At 55.7% G+C, this 3,365-nt stretch carries 2 protein-coding genes and 1 pseudogene; 2 read left to right on the forward strand and 1 reads right to left on the reverse strand.

Annotated elements, in window-relative coordinates:
• A pseudogene (locus tag PQR02_RS39935) lies at positions 1-206 on the forward strand (3-hydroxybutyrate dehydrogenase); the annotation flags it as partial.
• A 91-nt stretch (positions 207-297) separates the two neighbouring features.
• On the forward strand, positions 298-2,289 hold the full coding sequence (locus tag PQR02_RS39940; RefSeq protein ID WP_408243312.1) for an acyl CoA:acetate/3-ketoacid CoA transferase: 1,992 nt from the start codon (positions 298-300) through the stop codon (positions 2,287-2,289).
• Positions 2,290-2,461: 172 nt separating this feature from the next.
• Here the strand turns inward: PQR02_RS39940 and phaP are convergent, their stop codons facing one another.
• A complete protein-coding gene (phaP, locus tag PQR02_RS39945; RefSeq protein WP_408243313.1) occupies positions 2,462-2,968 on the reverse strand; it encodes a TIGR01841 family phasin in 507 nt (168 codons plus the stop codon).
• Between the last annotated feature and the right edge of the window lie 397 nt (positions 2,969-3,365).

Raw genomic sequence — 3,365 nt, forward strand, 5'->3', positions numbered from 1 at the left:
TGGATAAGCAAATTCCAGAGCAGGCACGAGAACTTGGAATGAGCGAAGAGGATGTAATCCGGAACGTTATGCTAGGCGGTACAGTTGACGGAGTATTCACCACCGTCGAAGACATCGCTCAGGTGACCCTGTTTCTCGCGGCGTATCCGACAGCGGCCCTGACTGGTCAGTCGTTTGTCGTAAGCCACGGATGGTTCATGCAGTAAGCAGCAGCGCCGCAGGCCCCGGCCGAGGCATGCAATCTGAACAACAACATAGCGCCGGAGGCCTCCTTCACGGTGCGGTCTGGAGGCAAATATGAATGCAGGATTTCAACATCCATTTCCGGCGGCGATGCATAGCGTTGGACGACGAAAAATCGTCTCCGCTCAAGACGCAGTGAGATTGATTCGCCTTGGCAACACTGTGGCAACAGGCGGCTTCGTCGGAATCGGCTTTGCAGAGGAAATTGCTGTTGCGCTTGAACAGCTCTTTCTCGACACCGGCAGTCTGGAGAACGATGCCCCCCGAAACCTGACGCTTGTTTATGCCGGCGGACAAGGTGACGGTGCCCTGAAGGGATTGAATCACTTCGCCCATCAAGGGCTCGTTCGGCGAGTCATCGGTGGCCATTGGGGGCTTGTGCCAAAACTTCAACGTTTGGCTGTCGAAGGGCACATCGAAGCATACAACCTCCCGCAAGGTGTAATTTCACAGCTGTTTCGCGACATCGCTGCGCATCGTCCTGGCCACCTGTCGACAGTCGGGTTGGGTACATTCGTAGACCCTCGAAACGGTGGCGGCAAGCTCAACGGCAAAACGACAGAAGATTTGGTGAGCCTTATATCTGTCAACGGCGCTGACTGCCTTCTGTACAAGACATTCCCCATCGACGTCGCTATCGTACGCGGCACCACGGCTGACGCGAACGGGAACGTAACGATGGAGAAGGAAGCGCTCACCCTCGAGTCGCTTTCAATCGCAATGGCCGCACGTAACTCCGGCGGCATCGTGATAGTTCAGGTAGAGCGAATTGCAGAGTCTGGCACGTTGAATCCTCGACAGGTGAAGATACCCGGCATTCTGGTCGACTGTGTTGTGGTCGCGAAGCCCGAAAACCACTGGCAGACCTTTGCCGAACCGTACAGTGCGGGCTTCGCAAGCGAGCTTCGCGTTTCCGCCGGTTCGATTCCCGCAATGGCTCTGACGGAGCGGAAAGTCATTGCACGACGAGCCTCGTTCGAGCTGTTGGCCAACAGCGTGGTGAACCTTGGGATTGGGATGCCGGAAGGCATAGCGAGCGTCGCTAACGAGGAGCAGGTATGCGAGCTTTTCACGATGACGACGGAGCCTGGTGTCATCGGCGGCATACCTGCCGGGGGACTGAATTTTGGCGCGGCGACCAATACTGATGCCATTATTGACCAACCGTACCAGTTCGACTTCTATGACGGCGGCGGCCTGGACATTGCGTTCCTCGGACTGGCTCAGGTTGACCGTGAAGGCAACATCAATGTGAGCAAGTTCGGCCCGAAGCTGGCAGGCGCGGGGGGCTTCATCAATATTTCTCAAAGTGCAAAGAAGGTGGTCTTTCTTGGCACGTTCAACGCCGGCAACCTTGATGTAAGTATCAAAGACGGGCGGTTGACGATTCTTCGAGACAGTGTCTGCCGGAAGTTCGTGGACGAAGTGGAGCACCGCACGTTCGGCGGTCGCTACGCGAATGAACGCCACCAGCCTGTTCTGTACATTACAGAGCGCTGTGTCTTTGCTCTGCGCCCTGGTGGCCTTGAACTTGTCGAAATTGCGCCAGGAGTCGACTTGCAGAGGGACATCATTTCGCAGATGGGATTCGCGCCCATCATAAAGTCACCGCCGCGTCTCATGGACGCCCGCATTTTCGAAAGCAAGCCTATGGGCCTGCGAAGCGTGCTTTTGCGATTGACACTTCACGAGCGGTTTAGCTACGACGCGGACAAAAATATTCTCTTCATCAACTTCGAAGGACACAAGGTCGCGACTGAAGAGGACGTGGAAGCTATTCGTGCTGAGGTTGAGTTGGCTCTGTCTGGGCTCAAGGAAAGGCCTCACGCTATCGTGAACTACGACAACTTTTCGATAGCCCCGGAGGTCATCGACGCATATTCGGATATGGTGACCGGGCTCGTTTCGCGCTTTTACTCGGATGTGACCCGATACACCACGAGCAGCTTTCTCCGAATGAAACTAGGTGATGCGCTGCACAGGCGCAACGTCGCGACGTATATCTACGAAACCCCCGAAGAGGTAACCGCGTACGAGTCGCGTTAGATGCGCAGGGCAGTTTTCGTACACCCGGTCTGCTGTTTCCCATCGTTATGTCTGAGTTGTCCCGGTCCTTCGACCGGGACTCTCACCCGTTACCACTCGACCTGGAGTGTATCGTTGCGCTCGTCGCAAACTTTTTCACCACAGTGTTAGGGTCTCCAGGCGCGGGCGAGTACTACGCTTCGCTGACAGCAGTTTCAACAGTCTTTTTAGTCGCCTTCGTGGCGGTTGCATACGCCGCGCCAGCTGACTGGCCCGCTGCGCCGAGACTCGACTTCCAGAAGGCCAAAATCGCGTCGCCGCCCGGCAGCGCATTTTTCGACATGGTGTCGAACCACGCCTTCGCGTCAAATGAAGGCTGTTTGAAGACCGCTTTGGCCACTGACTCGAATTCAGCCTGGGTGCTCGACACGATTTCCTTCACGTGCGTCCAATAGGCCAGAGTCTTTTGAACACCGGCGCGCAGCTGGTTTTCCTGAACTGCAAAAGCTGCTTGCGGCGCCTTGCCAATCTGGGATTTGCCAGCGAATTCTTGCGCCTCGGCAAGCGTCGTCTTGACTGTCTGCGCATTGAGCTCGACGAGCTTTTCGAACGCCTGAAAAGCCTTGCTTGCAAAACCGAAAGTCGTGTCAAGGCTTGCCTTGGCTGCAGTAACCGTTTGTTCCGGGATGAGGGTGTTCATGTTCGACTCCAAAAAAGTAGGGCCGTATGTCGCCCGATTGAAATGCTGCACCGCAGCAATATGACTTCCATCATAGCCGCAATTTCGATGAAGTCAAATTCTTATTTTGCGCATCTGGAGCTCCTGCGTGCGCCTCCATCCCTTGTCAGCAGCGCGTGACACCCTTTTCACCGAAACAACGGGACATCTGAACTATGCATCGGATATATTTACATTGCGGTGCAGCAATACGGGCGCATACTTAAGGTGTCCTGCATACGTGCCCCTCTGGAGATGCAATGAAAAGCGTTGAACTCACGCCACCCTCAGCAACACTTCTCGTTCTTGAACCGCTTCGCGCGGCAGCCGACTACGTTGCCGGTATGGCTCCGCTGGCTGCCCCGCTGCCGCCCGGTGT

The sequence above is a fragment of the Paraburkholderia sediminicola genome, from assembly GCF_046026895.1.
Lineage (GTDB): Bacteria > Pseudomonadota > Gammaproteobacteria > Burkholderiales > Burkholderiaceae > Paraburkholderia > Paraburkholderia sediminicola_C.